This window comes from Brevundimonas diminuta ATCC 11568 (genome assembly GCF_000204035.1).
In the GTDB taxonomy this organism is placed as follows: Bacteria; Pseudomonadota; Alphaproteobacteria; order Caulobacterales; family Caulobacteraceae; genus Brevundimonas; species Brevundimonas diminuta.
Window position 1 is genome coordinate 501,585 of the sequence record NZ_GL883084.1, and the last position, 20,135, is coordinate 521,719.

Below are 20,135 nucleotides of genomic sequence, written 5' to 3' on the forward strand. Positions count from 1 at the left end.
GGGGCGGCGGCGGGCGGGGGAGCCGCCGGCTCAGCGCCGAACGCATAGCGCAGGCCCAGAGTCACGGTGTGCGACTGGTCGTAGTCGCCCGACAGGGTGCCGAACGGAATGGCGCCGGCGCCCGATGTCGTGGTGTCGAACTCAGCGTCACCCGTCAGGTAACGGTAGGTCAGGTCGACGTTGGCGCGGTCGCCCACGGCCCAGGCCAGACCGGCGATCGCTTGAGCGGCGAACTTGTAAGAGCGATCATCCGCTTCGAAATTCACAGCCGGCGTCTGGCGCAGACGGCCGATCGTGTCGACGTTGACGCGGTTCACGCCGACGCCCAGGCCGACGAACGGACGGATGGTCCAGTCCGGCGAACCGAAGTCGTACAGGACGTTGGCCATCAGAGTCGTCGACTCGATGTCGCCTTCCGGCGAGTGGCACGGGCCGGTGGCCGGCGTCAGGTTGCACAGGCCTTGCGGGCCGGAGACGGCGCGCACCTTGCCGATGTCGCCCGAGCGGTAGCCGCCTTCGAGTTCGACACGCCAGTTCGGGTTGAAACGATAGCCGAGGCGAGCGAACGCCGCCCAGCCGTCGTTGACTTCCCAGTTCCAGTGGTGGCCGGTCGCCGACGCTTCCGTGTTGATGTCGTCGATGATGTGGTAGCCGGCGTCGACCGCGCCGTACCAGCCATCGGGCTCAGCCGATGCAGCGCCAGCTGCGAACAGCCCCGCAGCAGCGACACTGGCCAGAAGTTTCAGCTTCATGGTGTCCTCACACTCTTAGTTGATCCGAAAGCCCATGCGATACCGCGAAGGCGCTCGAAAGCCGAACGATATTGCAGTGCAGCGGTTCCCCATTTGAGCGTTGAATGTGTCCACTGTGGCGCCATTTCAACATAAATCGGGTTGCCGCCCCGCACCGGGGCAATACGGCTTCACTGTGTCAGCAAGGATGAATGGTCGATGAACCGGCCCTTTCATCCAAGCGGCGATCATGGCGACGACCGCTAGCAAGAGAGCCTACTGCGACCCTTCTTTCGACTGCGACGCCGCCATCAGCGCCTGAACATAGTCGTCGCGCCAGCGGGCGACGTCAGTGTCGCGCACGACCTTCATCAGGGCCTTCCATTTCCGTATCCGTTCCTCCCGCGGCATGGTCAGGGCCTTCTGGATCGCCTCGGACAGCTCCTCGCGGCTGAAAGGATTGACTAGAAGCGCCTCCCCCATCTGTTCGGCGGCGCCCGCGAAGCGCGACAGGATGAGGACGCCGGGGTCTTCAGGATCCTGCGCCGCCACATACTCCTTGGCCACCAGATTCATGCCGTCGCGCAGGGGCGTCACCAGCCCCGCCTTGGCCGCGCGATATATCCCCGCCAGCTGGTCGCGGCGGAAGGTGCGGTTCAGATAGCGGATCGGCTGCCAGTCCATGTCGGCGTAGGCGCCGTTGACCCGCCCAGCCAGAGCTTCCAGGCGCACGCGCATATCCTGATACGTATCCACCTCGTCCCGCGAAATCGGCGTGACCTGCAGCAGGAAGACCTCGCTGCGCAGTTGGGGATTGTCCTCCAGGAACTGTTCATAGCCGAGCAGGCGCTGCTCCAGCCCCTTGGAGTAATCCAGCCGGTCTACGCCGACGATCATGGAACGGAAGGCCGCCGAAGCCGACATCCGATCATAGGTCCGACGCCCCAGCGGCGAGTCGCGCGCCGCCAGGAAGCCGTCCACATCGATGCCGATGGGGAAAGCTCCCGTCTGAACGCTGCGGCCGAAGGCCTCGACCCGGCCGTCGGCCCGCACCTTGCCTCCCGCCTCGACCTCGACATAACGCTGGAACAGGCCCAGCCACTCGCGCGTCTGGAAGCCCAGCAGGTCGAAATCGAACATGGATTCCACCAGCCGCCGGTGATGCGGCAACGTCACCAGCAGCTGACGCGCCGGCCAGGGCGTGTGCAGGAAGAAGCCGATGCGGTTCTTCACCCCCAGCCGCCGCAGATCCCGCGCCATGGGAATCATGTGGTAGTCGTGGATCCAGATGACGTCGTCGGGCTGGAGCAGAGGCTGAAGCACTTCGGCGAAACGGCGGTTGGTGCGTTCATAGCCTTCACCGTAGGACCGCTCATAGGCGGTCAGGTCGATACGATGATGGAACAGCGGCCACAGCGTCTTGTTGGCGTAGCCGTTGTAGTATTCGTCCACATCCTGCGGCTCCAGATCGACGGTAGCGACGGCGACGCCCGCACGGTCCTCGATATTCAACTCGCCGGTGAAATGCTCGACCGTCTCGCCGGACCAGCCGAACCATAGACCCTCATATTTGCGCAGCGCCGCCGACAGAGCCATGGCCAGACCGCCGGCCGAGCCCGCCGCCGGATCCTTGGGCGCTGAAACGCGGTTGGAGACGACGATCAGGCGGCTCATCGCGCATCCGTCCACGAACGACTGAGCAGGACCGCGCAGTTGATGATGCCCACCAGGGAATAGGTCTGGGGGTAGTTGCCCCACAGTTCGCCGTCCTGGATCGCGATGTCCTCGCTGAGCAGGCCCGCATGGGTGCGGCGGCTGAGCATCTCCTCGAAGATGACGCGCGCCTCTTCGACCCGACCGTTCAGGGCCAGCGCCTCAATGTACCAGAAGGTGCAGAAGTTGAAGGCGGTCTCCGGCTCGCCGAAGTCGTCGGGGTGGATGTAGCGGAACAGATAGGGGCCGCGCTTCAGATCGCGCTCGACCGCCTCGAAGGTCTTCACCTGACGCGGGTCATGGGCGTCGAGAAAGCCCAGGTCCGTCATCTGCAGCAGGGAGGCGTCCAGCTCCGTCCCGCCGAAGCTGGCGGCGAAGCGGCCCTCGTCCGGCAGATAGGCCTCGGCCTCGATGCGCTCGCGGATGATGCGCGCACGCTCACGCCACAACTCGCAGCGATCGTCCAGACCCAGATGATGCGCCGCCTTGGCCAGACGATCGCAGGCCGCCCAGCACATGACCGAGGAATAGGTGTGCACCCGCGCGATGGTGCGGAACTCCCACAGACCTGCGTCGACCTGATCGTGCATGGCGAAGGCGCGATCGCCGACCTTCTCCAACGCGCGAAAGTCCTCGATCGTGCCGGGACGCAACAGCCGGTGATCGAAGAAGGCCTGCACCAGCGGCAGGACGATCTGGCCGTAGACGTCATGCTGAAGGTGCTCGTGCGCCTGATTGCCGACGCGCACCGGCTTCATGCCGCGATAGCCTTCGACGCTGTCGACGATGTGCTCGACGATGGCGGGCTCCAGACCCACGCCATAGACCGGCTGAACATGACCGCCCGCCGAGGCGTCGACCAGGTTGCGCAGATAGCCGAGATAGCTCTCGAGGATGTCCACCGCGCCCAGACGGTTCAGCGCCCGCACCGTATAGTAGGCGTCACGAATCCAGCAGTAGCGATAGTCCCAGTTGCGTCCGCTCTCCGGAAATTCCGGCACGGAGGTCGTCATGGCGGCGACGATGGCGCCGGTCTCTTCATAGACGCAAAGCTTCAGCGTGATAGCGGCGCGGATCACCGCCTCCTGCCAGTCCAGCGGCAGATAGAGGGTGCGGGTCCAGTGCTTCCAATGGGCGATGGTCAGGTCCAGGGCGGCGGTGACGCCCGCCAGCACCGACTGGTCATAGCCCTCGTCCGGGCCGAGGAAGAAGGCCATCTCCTCCTCCAGGCGGAAGGCGCGTTCGTTCAACACGTGGCTGACCGGGCAGTTGGTGGTCAGGCGCAAGGTCACATCCCTGCACAGATAGCGGATGTGGTTGGAGCCCGAGGTGCGCTCAGCCGCCCGCGCGCCCCAGTCGGTCGACGGGCGCAGACGCATGGTGACGCGCGGCGCGCCCGACAGAGGCCGCATCACGCGCGCAAAGGCGATCGGCCGATAGATGCGCGAGTGCTTCAGATGCCGCGGACAGAAATCCAGCATCTCGACCGCCCCGCCGTCCGCCGCCGTCAGCACGGTGCGCAGGACGGCGGTGTTGCGGACATAGGCCTGTTCGACCGCGACCTGCCCCTCCAGCTCCACAGCCCAGAAGCCGTGCTCGGGCGAGGCCCCGTCCATCAGGGCGGAAAAGACGGGATCGCCGTCAATGCGCGGCGCGCAGGCCCAGACGAACCGCCCCTGCCGATCGACCAGGGCGCTGACCGAACAATTGCCGATGGGGGCCAGGTCCAGGTTGGGGGTCATGCGCGGGCCTCCTTCTCCTCTACGGCGGCCGAGGCCAGAGCGCCGAGCCAGTCGAGCACCGCCTCCACGTTTTCGAGCCGATAGCGGGCCGCCGTCGGTCGATCCGGTCCGACCAGAACGCCGAAACCGCCCAGAGCTTCCGCCGCCCGAAAGCCCGCCTCATCGGTCAGGTCGTCGCCGACCATGACGGGCGTGGCGCCCACGAAAGGCGCCTCGGCCATGAAGGCCGCGACGGCCGTGCCCTTGTCCGCGCCAGGCGTCTTGAGCTCCAGCACCATCGATCCCGGCTGAAGCGCCAGACCGGTTTCGTCCGCCAGGGCGGTCGCCAAGGCCAGGGCCGCATCGGCCTGACTGGGCGCCTGGCGGAAATGCAGCCCGGCAGACAGGCCCTTATCCTCGACCAGGACGCCGGGGCGAGCTTCGGCGAAGTCGTGAAAGGCGGCCAGCGCCGTCTTTACCGAGGGGGCAGGGTCGCGGGCGCTCAGCACGCCGTCTGCCCGGCGACGTTCCAGCCCGTGCACGCCCGAGGCCGCGCGCGCCGCCCCGTCGACGATCCGGTCGATCTCGGCCAGGGTGCGGCCGCTGACCACCGCGACCCGGCCGCCCAGAGCGTGGGTCAATTGTTCGACCGTCCGGGTGCGGCGCGGTTCCGGTCCCACGGCGTCCGGCGTCGGCGCCAGCGGGGCCAGAACCCCGTCCAGATCAAGGAAGAGCGCCGCTCCGCTCAGACGTTCCGGCGGCGCAGGCAGTGGGGGGCGCGCAAACCCCTGTGCAGAAGACATGCGTTTCAGAGTGCTTTCTGTGCGTGGACCATACGGCAACGCATGACGCCTGGAATGGTTGTCGCTATTCATCGTTCGTTCACCCGCGACGGCGCCATTGTGCCGAACTCTCGAATGAGGCATTTGCCACTGCGCTACGATAGAGCCGCAGAAGCGGCCCCGGCGCCTGGAGCCGTCATGACTGCTTTCTCCGTTCCTTCCTCTCCTGAACAACTCGCCGCCATGTCCGACCGGGCGCGCGAAGTCGTGCGCCTGAACATAGAAGCGCTGGAGGCGCTGGAACGTTCGCTGGATTCCTCGATCGCGCGCGCGGCCGACATCATCCTGTCGCGCCCCGGCTATGTCGTGGTGACGGGCATGGGCAAGTCGGGCCACATCGGCGGCAAGATCGCCGCCACCCTGGCCTCGACGGGCACCAACTCCTTCTTCGTCCACCCGGCCGAGATGAGCCATGGCGACCTGGGCATGCTGCGCCCCGACACCACCCTGCTGGCGCTGTCCAACTCGGGCGAGAGCCGCGAACTGCGCGATCCGCTGATCTTCTGCGCGCGCAACGACATTCCGGTGATCGGCGTCACCCAGCGGCCCCAGAGCTTCCTGGGCCGTCATTCCGCCGTATGCCTGACCATGCCCAAGGTGGCCGAGGCCTGCCCCAACGGCCTGGCGCCGACGACCTCGACGCTGATGTCCCTGGCCATGGGCGACGCCCTGGCCATGGTGCTGATGGACCGACGCGGCTTCACGCGGGAAGATTTCGGCCTGCACCATCCCGGCGGCGCCCTGGGCATGAGCCTGCAGACCGTACGCGAGTGGATGGGCGACAACGCCGCCGCTCCGGCCAGCGTGCCCCTGGACGCCGACTTCGGCGCCGTCGTCTCGGCGATCACCGAAGGGCGCAAGGGGGCGGTCGCCGTCCTGGCCGCCGACGGGGCCCTGGCCGGCATGATCACCGACGGCGACCTGCGCCGCGCCCTCACCCGCGACGTCAGCGCCGTCCGGGCGGAAGACATCATGAGCCGCAGCCCCATCACGGTCGATCCGGACTCCCGCATGAGCGACGTGGTCGACCTGCTGAGCGCCAACAAGATCAGCAATCTGTTCGTGGTCGATGACCGCCGCCCCGTCGCCATCATCCATATCGCCGAACTGATGCAGGCGGGCTATGTGTCCTGATGCCTGAGGACATTCTGTTCGACGCCAGCCGGCTGCTCAGCCGTACCGAACGCAGCGCCCCGACTGGCGTGGACCGCGTTTGCTTGGCCTACGCCGAATGGCTGATCGAGCACCCGACCTATCGGATGACGCCCGTACGGGCGCGAAAGGATCAACTGGCGCGCGTCGACAACGACTGGTTCCGCGAACGCCTCGCTGAACTGCGCACCCGCTGGACGGGCCCCGGCGCCGTGACGGAACTGGGCCCCGAAGCCCGCAAGCTGTTCGACGCCCTGCGCTCGCCTGACGACGGAGCCTCGATCATAGGACGCGCGCCCGAAGAAAAAGCGCCGCCCAAGACCAAGCCGAAACGGATCTGGAAGCAGTACTTCAGGTCGCGCCGCATCGCCGCACCTCCATCGGCGCGAGCCTATATAAATGTCGGGCATACGAGCCTGAACACGCCCGACATCCTTACGTCCCTGGCCGGCGGAGGTATTGAGCGGATCATCATGGTCCACGACCTGATCCCCGTGACCCATCCCGAGTTCTGCCGCCCCGGCGACGGCTTGAAGCATGTGCGACGGATGACCAACGTGCTGCGCCACGCCTCGCGGATCATCGTCAATTCCCAGTACACAGCCGACGAACTGAAAGGCTTCGCCGACCAGTCGAACATCGCCGCCCCGCCGATCGAAGTCGCGCATCTGGGGCTGGAGCGCACCTTCGACAGCCGCACGACGATTGCACCCGCTCGCCCCTACTTCCTGCACGTCGGCACGATCGAGGCGCGAAAGAACCTGGCCTTCCTGCTGACCGTCTGGCGCCGGTTGCAAGAAACCATGGGCGCCGACACGCCGCGCCTGGTCCTGGTCGGCCGATACGGCTGGGAAAACGAGGCCGTGCTGGACCACCTGCAACGCTCGCCCAATCTACGCGGCCTCGTGCACCAGGCCGAAAACCTGCCTGACTGCGCCCTTTCGGCTCTGATGCGGGGCGCACGCGCCATGGTCGCACCCTCATCGGTGGAAGGCTTCGACCTGCCCGCCGTCGAGGCCAGCGCCATGGGCGTGCCCCTCATCGCCTCGAACATCGCCGCCCACCGCGAACTGGTCCCGCACGCCCGCCTGATCGATCCGCTGGACGGCCTGGGATGGCTGGCCGCGCTTGAGGACTGGACCCGCAATTCGCCGGTCGCGCCGCCCTATTCTCCGCCCAACTGGGACCAGCATTTCGATGTCGTCCAGCAACGGGTGCTGTGCGCCTCTGGCGGCGCAGCCGCCTGAAGGGTAAGCATCTGATGGAACTGCACCGAGGCCCTATGTCCAGAACCGCCGCCAGCCTGCTCATCGTCGCTCTTCTGGCCGGATGCTCGACCCTGCCGCGCGACGGGCCATCCGGCCGCAACGTGGTTCAAGGCTCGTCCTCACCGGAGCGGGCGGGCGACTACGCGCTCGTCGATCTGGACTTCGCGCTGAGCGAACGGCTGAAGGCGGCGCCCCCGCCGTCCTTCTCGAGCTTGGCGCTCGCCTCCAGCGAAGCGCCCACGGATGTGATCGGCGTCGGCGACACCCTTGCCGTCAGCATCTTCGAACCGGGCGGCAGCCTGTTCGGCAGCGGCTCGCCACGCGACGGCGCCAGCAGCGGCAACCAGACCCTGCCGCCGCTGATGGTCAACCGAAACGGCTCCGTCCCGATCCCCTTTGCCGGCGAAGTGACCGTGCAAGGCCTTACCCCGTCGCAGGCCTCGGCGGCCATGCGCCGCGCCCTGGTCGGCAAGGTCGCCAATCCCCAGGTGGTCGTCACCATCGCGGGCAACGCCTCCAACGCCGTCACCGTGCTTGGGGACGTGCGCAGCCCCGGACGCCAGCCCCTATCAGCCAACAGCGACCGCATCCTCGACGTCATCGCCGCCGCCGGCGGCCCGTCGCGTTCGCTGCACGACATCGACGTGCGCATCCAGCGCGACGGCAAGGTCTATACGGCCCCGATGTCGATCGTCACCACCGAGTTCAACGAGAACGTGCGCCTGCAGCGGGGCGATCAGGTCAACCTGGTCTACAAGCCTCGCCGCTTCAGCTCCTTCGGCGCCTTCAACGCCGTGGCGCGCAGCGAACTGCCGCCCGGCCCGCTGACCCTGGCCGAGGCGCTCAGCGGCGTCGGCGGCCTGGATTCCAACATCGCCAACGCCCGTTCGGTTCTGGTTTTCCGTTTCGAGCGGCCGGAAGTGGCCCAGGCCCTGGGCATCCAGCAGCCCGTCACCTCGCGCGGGGTGCCGGTGGTCTATCGCCTGAACCTGGCCGAGGGCGAAGGCTTCTTCATCGCCAGCAATTTCCAGATGCAGTCGGACGATCTCATCTACACGCCGCGTGCAGGCGCGGCTGAGATGCGCAAATTCTTCGAAGTGGTCCAGAGCATCACCCGCGTCGTCTACGACGTCTCGGTCACCGGCAACCTGAGCCTGAACTAAAGGCGATGCTGAGCCGCTTCGGACGCCGTCGCGACGACCGAGGCGGCGAGCAGGCTGTCGTTCCTTCTGACGCCTTGTCGGACGGCGTGGACAGCCTGCTTGCGGAAGTCGCCGCCATAGAGACGGCCGCGTGCGACGTCTATGGCCGTCACGGCCTACCCGCCCAGCCGGGTCAGTACCGTCGACAGGGTGAGAACGGCGCCCGGGAGAAACTGGCCGATCAACTCACCCCTGCCGAGAAATGGGCGATGATCCAGGCCGCGCCGTCCGAAGAAGGCTGGCGCTTCGCCTCGCTGGACGGCATAGGCGCGCGCTCTACGATCCCTGAGATACGACATGCCTCCGCCGTGCTGGCGGCCTGTCGCGGCCTGCGTCAGAGACTGACCGACGCCGAACCCATAACGCCGCAGGATCTGGCCGACGCAATCCGCCTGGGCGCCGCCTGGCGTCGCCTGGACGCCGAAAACGCCGCCTCTCCTCTGCTGTTCAAACCGCCCGCCAGCAGCCGCTAGGCGGACGCCAGCCCGGTCGCCGCGGCGAGCAGCTCGAGCGAGCGCACGCGGGCGGCCGGATCCCATATCTGGCTGGTCAGCATCAGCTCGTCCGCGTCGGTCTGGGCGATGAAGGCGTCGAGGGCGGCCTTGGCCGTCGCGGGCGCGCCCACCGCCGAACAGGCCAGGGCGACGTCGATCATGCCGCGCGCCGCGCCGTCCAGCCGTTCGTAGTAGCCCTCGACCGGCGGCGGCAGCTTGCCGGGGCGGCCGGTTCTCAGGTTAACGAAAGCCTGCTGGACCGAAGTGAACAGCAGGCGCGCCGCCTCGTCCGTGTCAGCCACAAAGGCGTTGTAGCCCAGCATGACGTAAGGCTTCTCAAGATGCGGCGATGGACGGAAGGTCTGGCGATAGATGTCGAGGGCCCGCAGCATCTCGCCCGGCGCAAAATGGCTGGCGAAGGCGTAAGGCAGGCCCAGGTGCGCCGCCAGCTGGGCGCCGTAGGTCGAGGAGCCGAGGATCCAGGTCGGCACGGCCTGGCCCTCGCCCGGATTGGCGATGATGCGCTGATCCGGCGTCGCGGGCGCGAACCACTGCATCAGCTCCATCACGTCCTGAGGGAAGGCGTCGTGGTCGCCCTGAAGCGTGCGGCGCAAAGCTCGCGCCGTCGCCTGATCCGAGCCAGGCGCGCGGCCGAGGCCCAGGTCGATCCGACCGGGGTGAAGCGCGTTCAGGGTGCCGAACTGCTCGGCGATGACCAGGGGGGCGTGGTTGGGCAGCATGACCCCGCCGGCGCCGACGCGGATGGTCTTCGTCGCCGCCGCCACCGCGCCGATGACGACCGAGGTCGCGGCGCTGGCGATGCCCGGCATGTTGTGATGCTCGGCCAGCCAGTAGCGATTGTAGCCCAGCCGTTCGGCGTGGCGGGCCAGATCAATGGTGTTGGCGAGCGCCTGCCCCACGTCGGAGCCTTCCGGCACGGGGGCGAGGTCGAGAATGGACAGAGGGATCATCCGACCGATATGGGGGCCGCTTTTCAGCGACGCCATACCGGCCGTGACGATCAATCGTCTATGGGCGGGCGCTTACTGACCGGCGGGGCAGTCGCCGATGCGCTCGGCGGTCATGGTGACCTTGGTCTGGGCCATCTGCGGCGTCGGCGCCGGGTCCATCTTGGTCGTGACCTCGGTGACGTAGCGGCTGTTGAAGTCGCCGGTCACGCGGATGGTGGAGTCGGCCTTCATATTGCCCGGCAAGGTGCAGGACGAGGTGGCGACCATGGCGTCGCCCTCACGCGCGAACGGCTTGGTCGTACAGTCGGCGCCCGGCTGCTGGGCGCTGGCCGGGGCCTCAAGCTTGGCTTCCTTGATGCAGACTTCCTGCGGCGGGACGGCGGCGCCGCCCGGCATGCCTTCCATGGCGGTGGACACGCGCCACAGGCCCGGCTTGGGCGCATCGAGCGTCGCCGGCGCGGCGGCCGTCGAAGCGGTCTCAGCCCCGTCAGCGGCCGGAGTTTCGGCCTTGTTGTTGTTGTTTCCGCAGGCCGACAGACCCAGCAGGCAGGCGATGGCGACGCCGCCGATGATCGCTGAACGCATGGAGCGCTCCCCTCTCGTTAAGAACCGAGGGGGACAACGCCGGTCTGGCTTAACGGTTCACGCGGATGTGAGATTCAGTCGAGGACGACGCCCGTGGTGCGCATGATCTCGGCGCGCAGTTCGGGCAGGCCGAAACCCTTTTCCGACGAAGTGACGGCGACGTGGGGATAGGCGGCCGGGCGCTTGGAGATGGCCTTCAGCGTCGCCGCCTGGACCTTTTCGGCCTCGCCCTTCTTCAGCTTGTCGGCCTTGGTCAGGACGATCTGATAGGAGACGGCCGACAGGTCCAGTGCGTCCAACGCCTCGTCGTCGACCTTCTTCAGGCCGTGGCGGCTGTCGATCAGCAGATAGACGCGCTTCAGCGTCACCCGGCCGCGCAGATAGTCGCGGCCCAGATCCTGGAACTTCTTGACCGTGGTCTTGGACGCCTTGGCCCAGCCGTAGCCGGGCAGATCGACCAGACGCATCCGCCCGTCCAGGTCGAAGAAGTTGACCTCGCGCGTGCGGCCCGGCTCGTTGGAGGCCCTGGCCAGCTTGTGCATGCCGACCAGGCCGTTGATCAGACTGGACTTGCCCACATTGGAGCGGCCGGCGAAGGCGATCTCGGGCAGGTCCGGAGTCGGCAGCTGCTCGATCTTGGCGCAGCCCAGGACGAAGCTGGCCTGGCGCGCGAACAGGACGCGCGCCGCCTCGATCTCGGCGTCGGAATATTCCCCGACCTTGGGCTCGTCAGACGCGTCCAACCGATCAGGCCTTCTTGAAGCGGGCGAGGAAGGCGTCGATCGGGTTCTCGGCCTTGAAGCGATGCATGATCACATACTGCTGGATGATCGACAGCACGTTGTTCCACGCCCAGTAGATCAGCAGGCCGGCCGCGAACGGGGCCATGATGAAGGTGAAGACGATCGGCATCAGGGCGAAGATCTGGCGCTGCATCGGATCCTGCGCCGGCGGGTTCATCGCCATCTGCAGCCACATGGTGAAGCCATAGACCAGGGGCAGCACGCCCAGGTGCAGCGGGCCGTTCAGGATGCCGCCCAGGATCGGCAGGGTCGCCGGATCCCACGGAATGGCGCCGAACAGGTTCCAGATCGTCGAAGGGTCGCGCGCCGACAGGTCGCGGATCCAGCCGAAGAAGGGCGCGTGACGCATTTCAATGGTCACGAACAGCACCTTGTACAGGGCGTAGAAGACCGGGATCTGCACCACCATCGGCAAGCAGCCCGCCAGCGGATTGATCTTCTCCCGCTGATACAGGGCCATCATCTCCTGCTGCTGCTTCTGCGGTTCGGAGCCGTGCTTCTTCTTGATCTCCTCCATCTTGGGCTGGAGGTTCCGCATCTTCGAGAGGCTCTCGTACGACTTGTTGGCCAGCGGGAAGAGGATCAGCTTGACCACCACCGTCAGGGCCAGGATGGCCAAGCCGAAGTTGCCCAGGACGCCGTAGAAGAACTCCACCACGGTGAAGATCGGGCGCGTCAGGAACCAGAACATGCCCCAGTCGATGGCGTAGACGAAACGCGGCAGGTTCAGCGACTGCTCATAGGCCTTCAGCACCTCGGCGCGCTTGGCCCCGGCGAACAGACGCTGGGTCTCCTCGATCTGGCGGCCCGGCTGGATGGTGTGGGTGGCGCCCAGCATGGCGGCTTCGTGGATGTTCATCCCCTGGGCGTCGCGCACCGAGAAACGGCCCTCGATGGTCTCGTCCTGGGTGGGGATCAGGGCCGCCAGCCAGTATTTGTCGGTGATGCCCAGCCAGCCGCCGGTCGATTGGTTCTCGATGCGCGGCTTCTTGGCCCAGTCCTTGTACTTGACCTGTTCGGTCGAATAGCCGCCCCCGTCGCCGAAGGTGCCGATGGCGCCTTCGTGCAGGATCATCTGCTTGCCCAGGTCGACCGGAACACCCTGGCGCTCGACGCGGCCGTAGGGAGCGATGGCGATGGCCTGGGTTCCCAGGTTGGCGACCGTATCCTTGACCGTGAACATGTACTGGTCGTCGATCGAGACGACGCGCGTGAAGCGCAGGCCCGAACCGTTGTCCCAGGTCAGTTCGACCGGAGTGGTCGGCGTCAGGGTCGAGCCCTTGGTCAGGCGCCAGACGGTGTTGGGGCCGGGCACGCCGCCGGCGACGTTCGGGCCGCTCCAGCCGAACTGGGCGAAATAGGCGTGCTCCATGCCCTGCGGGCGGAACAGCTCGACCGGCGGGGAATTCTTGTCCAGCGTCTCGCGGTAGCGGGTCAGATACAGGTCGTCGATGCGCGCGCCCTGCAGCGACAGCGAGCCCTTCAGGGTCGGGGTCTGGATCGGCACGCGCGCGACCGTGCCCAGGGCCTGGGCGCGATCCTTGATGAAGACGCCCGGCGCGGCGCCCGACGGCGTCAGGCCGGCGTCGGCGGAAGCCTCGCGCGCCTTCTGCTGCTCGGCGGCGACGATCTGCGCCTGGCGGCGGCTCTCGGCCTGCGGGCGCATCACCATGAAGTAGTAGACGCCCATGATCAGGGCCGCGCACACGAAGAAGATGATGGTGTTGCGCGAGTTCTCGTTCTGCATCGGGATCAGCGGTCCTGGTCGGCGGGGCGCGGGTCGGGGGCGGCGCGGGCGGTCGAAACGGCCCGGTCTCCCATATCGGAAGCCGTGCGCGGGGTTGCGAGCCTTGTAAGGGCCGATTTCACATCGTCAAGCAAGCGGTCCCAGTCGCGGTCCGCCGTGCCCATGCGGGCGATGAACACATAATCGCATCCCGCCCGCCCGTGCAGGGGCGTCAGCAGGCGCGCAGCTTCGCGTAGACGGCGCTTGGCGCGGTTGCGCACGACGGCGCCGCCGATCTTGCGGGTGGCGGTGAATCCCAGGCGCACCGTCGGGTCGCCGTCGGCGCGATCCAGTTGCTGGACCACCACGGCGCCGCGAGCCTGAGAAACGCCTTTGGCGGCCGCCAGAAACTGGGGCCGCCTCAACAGGCGATCGATTTTCATCAGATCGGTCATGCGCCCGCCCTGAAGGGTAATGGGCGCGTGACGTCAGGCCGTCAGGCGCTTGCGGCCTTTGGCGCGGCGACGCGCGACAATCTTTTGACCGTTCTTGGTGGCCATCCGAGAACGGAAGCCGTGACGGCGCTTGCGCACGAGTCGCGACGGCTGATAGGTCCGCTTCACGGTCGGCTCCGGGTTACTGGGGTTGGCGACAGACACAAGCGTCAGCCGCGAGAGAGGCGGGCGTATAAGCGGCGACAGGACGGGAGTCAACGCCACAGCCGCTTTTCCGTGCAGTCGACAAGCGCGCGCGACAGCGCGAAATCCGCTAGGGATACAGAAGAAAGAGGACGGAGCGCGGTTTGAACCGGGTCAAAAGATTTCTGCCCCTGGCCGTGCTGTTGGTCGCCGTCGCCGTGATCTTCGGCATGGGCTGGAATCGCTATCTGTCGCTGGACACCCTGCGTGAGCACGGAACGGCGCTGGAGGCCCTGACCGCCCAGCGCTACCTGCTGATGCTGGGCGCCCTGATGCTGATCTTCAGCCTGCTGACGGCCAGCGTGGTGCCCGGCGTGGTCTTCATCACCGTGACGGCGGGCTATCTGTTCGGGCCGTGGGTCGGCGGCGTCGCCACCGCCTTCGCCGCCACCGTCGGCGCCCTGGCCGTCTATTATGTGGGGCGCACCGCCTTGGGCGATTCCCTGCGCCGCCGCGCCGCCGCCGATACGGGCCTGTTGAACAAGGTCTGCGCCGGGGTGGACAAGAACACCTTCTGGTATGTGCTGGTCGCGCGGCTGGTGGTCACCGTGCCCTTCCACATGATCAATGTGGCGGCGGGCGTGATGGCGGCGCCGCTGCGGCCCTATGTCGTCGCCACCTTCATCGGCCTTCTGCCCGCCCACACCATCTATTGCTGGATCGGCGACAGCCTGCACGACGTTCTGATCACGGACCCGAATCCTGACATTCGGAGCCTGTTCGCGGAATTCTTCTGGCCCCTGATGGGAGTCGCCTTCCTGTCCATGCTGCTGCCCCTGCTGCTCAAGCTGGCCCAGAAGCTGCGCGCGCGCCCCCGCATGGAGGCGTCATGACGGAACGCGAGGCCCTTCCGACGGAGCTTCATACGCCCCTGACCCCGGCGACGACGGCCAGACCGCCTGCGACATCGCCCGCCCCATGGCGCGCCCTGCGCCAGCGGCTGCAGCCCCGCGCGCCCGACGGCCTGTCCAGCCGCCTGCTGCTGCTGACCGTCGCCTTCACCCTGGCGGTCGCCGCCCTGATCATCGTGCCCAGCGCCGCCTCCTTCCAGGAGCGGTGGCTGATGGACCGGCTGCAGGCGGCTGAACTGGCCTCGGTCGGGGTCGAAGCCCTGCCCTATTCCGCCGTCGAGGACTCCACCGCCGAACAGCTGCTGAGCATCGGCGGGGTGCAGTCGGTCGTCATCGGCGAACAGGGGGTGCGGCGACTGCTGCTGCAAGCCCCCAACCTGCCGCGCGCGCCCGAACTGATCGACCTGCGCCAGCGCAACGTCGGGGCGCGGCTGCTGGACCCGTGGAAGACCCTGTTCGGCCACCCCGATCGTTCGCTGCGGGTGCAGGCGGCGCCGCGGTATCGCTCGGGCGATCTGGTCGAGATCCTGGCCCCGGCCCAGCCGCTGAAGAAGGAGCTGGAGGGCTTTCTGGTCAACAGCCTGATGATGTCGCTGCTGATCGCGGCGGTGGCGGGCGGCCTGCTCTACGCCTCCCTGTCGATGCTGGTGCTGCAGCCCCTGCGCCGCGTCACCCGCTCGATCGAACGCTTCGCCGCCAATCCGGAAAGCCCGGCCGAAACGCCCTCGGATCGTCAGGACGAGATCGGCCGGGTCGAACGCGAACTGGCCCGGATGCAGGAGGAGGTGCGCCAGTCCCTGCGCTCGCGCGCCCGCCTGGCGGCGCTGGGCGAGGCGGTGGCCAAGATCAACCACGACCTGCGCAACATGCTGACCTCGGCCCAGATGGCGTCCGAGCGGCTGTCGACCTCGTCCGACCCCCTGGTGGCGACCGCCCTGCCCCGTCTGGAGCGGGCGCTGGACCGAGCCTCGACCCTGGCGCGCAACGTCCTGGCCTACGGCAAGACCGAGGAGCCGGCGCCCCAGCTTCAGAAGATGCTGCTGGCCCGCGCGGTGGCCGCCGCCGCCGAGGACGCGGCTGGAGCCGGATGGCGTGCGGCTGGTGCGCGACCTGCCCGCCCGCTTCACCGTCAACGCCGACCCGGACCAGCTTCACCGCATCCTGGTCAATCTGATGCGCAACGCCCGCCAGGCCATCGAGACCGCGCCCCAGAGCAAGGACAAGAGCGGCAAAGGCGCCATCACCGTCAGCGCCGAGACCCGCGGCGGCATGGCCGCCGTCACCGTGCGCGACGACGGCCCCGGCATTCCGCCGCGCCTGGCCGATCGCCTGTTCGAGCCCTTCGTCAGCGGCGGCGGGGCCGACGGCACGGGCCTGGGCCTGACCATTTCACGCGAGCTGGCGGCCAACCACGGCGGCGCCCTGACGCTGCTGGACACCGGACCGCAGGGCACGCGTTTCGAGCTTCTGTTGCCGCTCTAGGGCGCCGGACGGCAGCCTTACGCCGTCCCGGACGTTGTTTCCTTTGAACGCCGAAAGCGCCAAGCTTGCGGTCCTTCGTATTCCTCCCGCCAGGAGCGCTCCATGACCCGCCCCCCGTCCTCGCAAACCCGCCCCGCCCGTCCCCTGGCGGCGCTGATGCTGACCACGACCCTGGCCTTCTCGCTGGCGGCCGGCTCCGCCTACGCTCAGGGCCAGAGCCAGACCCGCCCGCAACCGGCGCCGAAAGATCCCGTGGCCGAAATGCTGCTGTCCAAGGGCGAGCGTTATCATCGCGCGCCGGATTCGGCCCAGGATCCCGACGAGCTGCGCCAAACCCAGGCCCTGAACGCCGAGATCGTGGCCCAGAACGACCTGGCCGAGAACGAAGACCGCGCCAATCAGGCCGCCCAGGCCGAGGCCCAGCGGCGCTGGCAGGCCGAAGTGGAGCAGACGGAGGCGCAGGCGCGCGCCGATCGCGAACGGCATGAGGCGGATCTTCGCGCCGCCGACGAGGCCCAGGCCCGCTATGAGCGCGACATGGCCGACTGGCGCGCCACCGCCGCCGCCTGTCAGCGCGGCGACACCGCGCGCTGCAACGCGGGCCGCAAGACGCCGAACTGAGGCTTCAGATAAGGAAAGGGCGCCGCCGACCTCGCGTGGGGCGCCCTTTTTCTCGCTTGAGATCAGGCCGGATCAGGCCCCGACGGATTCCGTGCGGCGCTTCATCATGTTGTCGAAGCTGTCCCAGACGCCGTCGGCGCCGTGCCAGGCGCCCTGCGTGGCGGCCTTGGAGTATTCGGTGGCGCGCGCCTCGAAGAAGTTGGCGTGCTCGACGCCCGACAGCAGGGCCTGCAGCCACGGCAGCGGATTCTCGGTCACGCCGTAGACTTCCGGCAGGTGCAGCTGACGCAGGCGCCAGTCGGCGATGAAGCGGATATAGGCCTTGATGTCGTCTGGCGTCATGCCGTTCACCGGGCCCATTTCGAAGGCCAGGTCGATGAACTTGTCCTCCATCTCGATCACCGTCTTGCAGCAGTCGACGATGTCGTCGGCCACGGCCTTGGTGACGGCGCCCGTCTCCTTGTTGAAGGCGTGGTAGAGCTTGATGATGCCTTCGCAGTGCAGGCTCTCGTCGCGCACCGACCAGGACACGATCTGTCCCATGCCCTTCATCTTGGACTGGCGCGGGAAGTTCATCAGCATGGCGAAGCTAGCGAACAGCTGCAGCCCTTCCGAGAAGCCTCCGAACATGGCCAGGGTCCGGCAGATGTCGGCGTCGCTGTCGACCCCGAACTGGCCCATGTAGTCGTGCTTGTCCTTCATGGCCTCGTATTCCATGAAGGCGCCGAACTCGCTCTCGGGCATGCCGATGGTCTCGAGCAGCAGGGCGTAGGCCGCGATATGGATGGTCTCCATATTGGCGAAGGCGGCCAGCATCATCTTCACTTCGGTCGGTTTGAACACCCGGCCGTAGCGCTCCATGTAGTTGTCCTGCACCTCGATGTCCGCCTGGGTGAAGAAGCGGAAGATCTGGGTCAGCAGGTTACGCTCGCCGTCGTTCAGATTGGCGGCCCAGTCCTTGACGTCCTCGCCCATCGGGACTTCTTCAGGCATCCAGTGGACCTGCTGCTGCTTCTTCCACATGTCGAAGGCCCACGGATAGCGGAAGGGCTTGTAGGCGGCCGAGGGGGTCAGCAGACCGGGCGTGCCGGGACGAATGATCGTGGCGGGAGCGTTCATCGAAGAAGACCTGGGGCGAATCCGGAAAAAGTGCGTTTCACCATGCGTCCGCCGGCGCGCGGGGACAAGGGAAGATGCGCACATCTAGCGATCACTTTTCAACCGACCGCTAGATATGGTGTTTCCGTGACAAGAAATTGGGGAGGAAGATGGGGATGGTTTTCACGCTCTACGGCGCCGCCGGGTCCGGCTCGGTCCCGGTCGAGGCGACGCTGCGGCTGATCGGGCAGGACCATCGCGTCATCGAGGCCCCGACCTGGGAGGGCGAGGCCGAGCGGGACAAGGTGGCGCAGGTCAATCCGATGCGCCAAGTGCCGGCCCTGGTCACGCCGGGCGGCGAGGTGATCACCGAAAGCGCCGCCATCCTGATCTGGCTGGCCGATTCCCACCCGCAGGCCCGGCTGTCGCCCGCGCTGGACGATCCGCGCCGGGCGCAGTTCCTGCGCTGGATGAGCTTCATCCCCGCCGCCGTCTATTCGATGTTCTGGGTGCGGGACGAGCCGTCTCGCCTGGCCGGCGACGATCCGCAGGCCCAGGCTGAAATCCAGCGCCGCACCATCGAACGCATCGCCGACTGCTGGCGGATGATGGACGCCCAGATCACGCCGGGCCGCTTCCTGCTGGGCGAGGAGATGACGGTGCTGGACCTCTATGTCGCCGTCGCAAGCCGCTGGACGCCTCGGCGTCGCCGCTTTTACACCGAAGCGCCCGGCATGGCCGAGGTCGTCCGCCGCGTGGACGCCCTGCCTGAGCTTCAATCCTTCTGGGCCGAGCGGTTCCCGTTCGACGAGGGCTGGGAGGGTTAGGGCCTAGAAGAGGCCCATCGCCTTCGCCTCACGCTCCAGCCCTTCGCGGAACTCGGGCGCGGCCAGGCTGATCAGGGCGCGGGCGCGGGCGTCGTCGGTCAGCCCCTTCAGATTGGCCGCTCCATGCTCGGTGACGACGTAGTGGATGTCGTTGCGCGGGGTCGTCGCCGGGCCGTCCAGACGCGCCACGATGCGCGAGGCCGTCCCCTTGGCCGCCGTGGAGTGGCAGGCGATGATCGACTTTCCGCCCTCGGACGCCGCCGCGCCGCGCACGAAGTCCAGCTGGCCGCCCGACGCCGTGTACTGCCGCCCGTTCAGGTATTCCGAGCAGCAGGCGCCGAACAGGTCGATCTGCAAGGTCGCGTTGACCGAGATCATCTTCGCATTGCGGGCGATGACCGCCGGGTCGTTCACATAGTCGACAGGGCGGGCCTCGAAGGCCGGGTTCTCGTGCAGGAACTCATAGGTCGAGCGGTTCCCCATCGAGAAGGTGAAGACCGTCTTGCCGGGGTGCAGGGTCTTGCGCGCATTGGTGACGACGCCCGCCTTCATCAGTTCGACCAGGCCCGGCGTCAGCATCTCGGTGTGGATGCCGAGGTCGCGATGGTCGTGGAGCGCCGCGCACACCGCGTCCGGCAGGGCGCCGATGCCCATCTGCAGCGTCGAGCCGTCCTCGACCATGCCGGCGATCAAGGCCCCGATGGCCAGATCCTGCGGCTGCTGCGGCGCCTTGCCCGCCTCCAGCAAGGGGGCCGAATGCTCGACCAGGGCCGCGACCTGCGAGACATGGACGCGGCAATCGCCGAACACGCGCGGCATGTGCGGATTGACCTCCAGGATCACCCGTTCGGCGCTCTCGGAGACAGCCAGGGCGTAGTCGGTGTTGGTCCCCAGGCTGAAATAGCCCTCGGCGTCCATCGGCGAGACCGTCGCCAGCAGGGTGTCGACGCCGATTTCGCGCGTCAGCACGCGCGGCGTCTGCTGAAAGCCGGTCGGCACGAACCAGACGGCGCGACGGCCCTCTTCGATCCCGCGCGCTTCCAGCTTCCGCTCGATGGCGCCGTGGAACAGGCTGTGCGGGCGGATGCGGTCAGTCAGTTCGAAGCGCATCACCGTCTCGCCCGCGATGGCGGTGGACAGCAGGTAGTAGAGGTTGACGTCCCCCACCTGCCGCGCCTCGGCCCGGTCGGCCAGGGCCTTCAGCAGGGCGGGCGGCTGGCCGACGCCCAGGGCCATGGCGACCTTGGCGCCCGACGGGATCAGGGCGGCCGCCGCCTGAGGCGTCGTCAGGCGTTCGGCGTAGAGGGCGGCGAAATCGGTCATGGGAAACTCCTGAAGCGTCGTCCTTGA

20 protein-coding genes and 1 pseudogene are annotated in these 20,135 nt (G+C 67.5%); 9 read left to right on the top strand and 12 right to left on the bottom strand.

Translation table 11 applies throughout. From position 1 onward, the window contains the following. From BDIM_RS02490 to otsB, 4 genes are all read right to left on the bottom strand, one after another. Window positions 1–752: outer membrane protein (locus BDIM_RS02490; RefSeq protein WP_081461819.1), on the bottom strand; the 752-nt coding region annotated here is incomplete at its 3' end. Between the two features lie 255 nt (window positions 753–1,007). Continuing rightward, a complete protein-coding gene (locus BDIM_RS02495) occupies window positions 1,008–2,405 on the bottom strand; it encodes an alpha,alpha-trehalose-phosphate synthase (UDP-forming) (protein WP_003163988.1) in 1,398 nt (465 codons plus the stop codon). Beyond that, window positions 2,402–4,186 carry a glycoside hydrolase family 15 protein gene (locus BDIM_RS02500; RefSeq protein WP_003163989.1) on the bottom strand — a complete coding sequence of 595 codons (1,785 nt, stop codon included), beginning with the start codon at window positions 4,184–4,186 and terminating at the stop codon, window positions 2,402–2,404. Before BDIM_RS02500 ends, BDIM_RS02495 begins: the two co-directional genes overlap by 4 nt. Continuing rightward, window positions 4,183–4,968: a trehalose-phosphatase gene (otsB, locus tag BDIM_RS02505; protein ID WP_003163990.1), complete on the bottom strand. Its 786-nt coding sequence runs from the start codon at window positions 4,966–4,968 to the stop codon at window positions 4,183–4,185. Before otsB ends, BDIM_RS02500 begins: the two co-directional genes overlap by 4 nt. 177 nt (window positions 4,969–5,145) lie before the next feature. Between otsB and BDIM_RS02510 the strand changes: the two genes are divergently transcribed. The 4 genes from BDIM_RS02510 to BDIM_RS16735 are packed head-to-tail and all read left to right on the top strand — an operon-like array spanning window position 5,146 to window position 9,102. Continuing rightward, window positions 5,146–6,141 carry a KpsF/GutQ family sugar-phosphate isomerase gene (locus tag BDIM_RS02510; protein WP_040344590.1) on the top strand — a complete coding sequence of 332 codons (996 nt, stop codon included), beginning with the start codon at window positions 5,146–5,148 and terminating at the stop codon, window positions 6,139–6,141. Beyond that, window positions 6,141–7,406, top strand: coding sequence for a glycosyltransferase family 4 protein (locus BDIM_RS02515; RefSeq protein WP_003163992.1), 1,266 nt, complete (start codon window positions 6,141–6,143; stop codon window positions 7,404–7,406). Before BDIM_RS02510 ends, BDIM_RS02515 begins: the two co-directional genes overlap by 1 nt. Before the next feature lie 35 nt (window positions 7,407–7,441). Beyond that, the gene (locus BDIM_RS02520) at window positions 7,442–8,590 is read left to right on the top strand and encodes a polysaccharide biosynthesis/export family protein (RefSeq protein WP_003163993.1); all 1,149 of its coding nucleotides are present in this window, start codon (window positions 7,442–7,444) and stop codon (window positions 8,588–8,590) included. A 5-nt stretch (window positions 8,591–8,595) separates the two neighbouring features. Next, complete coding sequence (locus BDIM_RS16735; protein ID WP_003163994.1) at window positions 8,596–9,102, top strand: hypothetical protein; 507 nt, start codon at window positions 8,596–8,598, stop codon at window positions 9,100–9,102. Here BDIM_RS16735 and BDIM_RS02530 read toward each other — a convergent pair. From BDIM_RS02530 to rpmH, 6 genes are all read right to left on the bottom strand, one after another. Beyond that, complete coding sequence (locus BDIM_RS02530) at window positions 9,099–10,094, bottom strand: LLM class flavin-dependent oxidoreductase (protein WP_003163995.1); 996 nt, start codon at window positions 10,092–10,094, stop codon at window positions 9,099–9,101. The two genes, BDIM_RS16735 and BDIM_RS02530, sit on opposite strands and share 4 nt — an antisense overlap. A gap of 72 nt (window positions 10,095–10,166) precedes the next feature. Further along, window positions 10,167–10,679 carry a DUF3617 domain-containing protein gene (locus BDIM_RS02535; protein WP_003163996.1) on the bottom strand — a complete coding sequence of 171 codons (513 nt, stop codon included), beginning with the start codon at window positions 10,677–10,679 and terminating at the stop codon, window positions 10,167–10,169. Between the two features lie 74 nt (window positions 10,680–10,753). Further along, a complete protein-coding gene (gene yihA / locus BDIM_RS02540; RefSeq protein ID WP_003163997.1) occupies window positions 10,754–11,422 on the bottom strand; it encodes a ribosome biogenesis GTP-binding protein YihA/YsxC in 669 nt (222 codons plus the stop codon). Window positions 11,423–11,426: 4 nt separating this feature from the next. Beyond that, window positions 11,427–13,229: a membrane protein insertase YidC gene (gene yidC, locus BDIM_RS02545; RefSeq protein ID WP_003163998.1), complete on the bottom strand. Its 1,803-nt coding sequence runs from the start codon at window positions 13,227–13,229 to the stop codon at window positions 11,427–11,429. A 5-nt stretch (window positions 13,230–13,234) separates the two neighbouring features. Then, window positions 13,235–13,663, bottom strand: coding sequence for a ribonuclease P protein component (gene rnpA, locus BDIM_RS02550; protein WP_040344591.1), 429 nt, complete (start codon window positions 13,661–13,663; stop codon window positions 13,235–13,237). Window positions 13,664–13,696: 33 nt separating this feature from the next. Further along, window positions 13,697–13,831 carry a 50S ribosomal protein L34 gene (gene rpmH, locus BDIM_RS02555; RefSeq protein WP_003164000.1) on the bottom strand — a complete coding sequence of 45 codons (135 nt, stop codon included), beginning with the start codon at window positions 13,829–13,831 and terminating at the stop codon, window positions 13,697–13,699. A gap of 179 nt (window positions 13,832–14,010) precedes the next feature. Between rpmH and BDIM_RS02560 the strand changes: the two genes are divergently transcribed. The 4 genes and pseudogenes from BDIM_RS02560 to BDIM_RS16740 all read left to right on the top strand — a co-directional run bounded on the left by BDIM_RS02560 (window position 14,011) and on the right by BDIM_RS16740 (window position 16,860). Then, on the top strand, window positions 14,011–14,739 hold the full coding sequence (locus BDIM_RS02560) for a TVP38/TMEM64 family protein (RefSeq protein ID WP_003164001.1): 729 nt from the start codon (window positions 14,011–14,013) through the stop codon (window positions 14,737–14,739). 659 nt (window positions 14,740–15,398) lie between these two features. Continuing rightward, window positions 15,399–15,710, top strand: a pseudogene (locus BDIM_RS18620) (HAMP domain-containing protein); the annotation flags it as partial. A 220-nt stretch (window positions 15,711–15,930) separates the two neighbouring features. Then, window positions 15,931–16,239: an ATP-binding protein gene (locus BDIM_RS18355; RefSeq protein ID WP_248601202.1), complete on the top strand. Its 309-nt coding sequence runs from the start codon at window positions 15,931–15,933 to the stop codon at window positions 16,237–16,239. A 102-nt stretch (window positions 16,240–16,341) separates the two neighbouring features. Next, a complete protein-coding gene (locus BDIM_RS16740; RefSeq protein WP_174924796.1) occupies window positions 16,342–16,860 on the top strand; it encodes a cell wall hydrolase in 519 nt (172 codons plus the stop codon). Between the two features lie 72 nt (window positions 16,861–16,932). Here the strand turns inward: BDIM_RS16740 and BDIM_RS02575 are convergent, their stop codons facing one another. Then, a complete protein-coding gene (locus tag BDIM_RS02575; protein ID WP_003164004.1) occupies window positions 16,933–17,979 on the bottom strand; it encodes a ribonucleotide-diphosphate reductase subunit beta in 1,047 nt (348 codons plus the stop codon). Between the two features lie 149 nt (window positions 17,980–18,128). Here BDIM_RS02575 and BDIM_RS02580 point away from each other — a divergent pair, with 149 nt between their 5' ends. After that, entirely contained in the window at window positions 18,129–18,785 is a 657-nt protein-coding gene (locus tag BDIM_RS02580; protein ID WP_040344595.1) for a glutathione S-transferase family protein, read from the top strand. 3 nt (window positions 18,786–18,788) lie between these two features. On the opposite strand, the gene BDIM_RS02585 is transcribed toward BDIM_RS02580, so the two are convergent. Beyond that, on the bottom strand, window positions 18,789–20,108 hold the full coding sequence (locus BDIM_RS02585; RefSeq protein WP_003164006.1) for an acetyl-CoA hydrolase/transferase family protein: 1,320 nt from the start codon (window positions 20,106–20,108) through the stop codon (window positions 18,789–18,791). Window positions 20,109–20,135: the final 27 nt, after the last annotated feature.